A 381-nucleotide genomic window follows, 5' to 3' on the forward strand; every position below is an offset into this window, starting at 1 on the left:
AATCGGCAAAGGCATCTTCCATAGCCTGCTGGGGCACGCCCTGCACCCAGCCCTCTTCTTCATTGATGGTGCTTTCCTGCTCAATGGTCTGGGCCAGACCTTGAGCATCGAAGGGCACCTGCTCTTCCAGGGCCATGCCCTCGGTGTACTCGTATTGCTTGAAGCTGGCATCCATGGGCACCCAGCTATCGCCCACGCTATGCTTGGCACCACGGCTGGGGTGATAGTCGATCCAGGCCTCCACCCACACATGCTCCAGGTTGATGTGGGTGATTTCCCCTCCGCTGACCATGCCAACATTGGGGATACCGCCCTGCCCCAGAAGATCGCTGGCGGCTTGCGGCGTATTGACGTTGCCTACCCAGTTCATCACCTGATCGG

1 pseudogene is annotated in these 381 nt (G+C 59.3%); it reads right to left on the reverse strand.

The features are described from left to right. Positions 1–370, reverse strand: a pseudogene (locus A3730_RS10125) (transglutaminase-like domain-containing protein); the annotation flags it as partial. Positions 371–381 lie beyond the last annotated feature (11 nt).

Source organism: Alcanivorax sp. HI0044, from assembly GCF_001634945.1.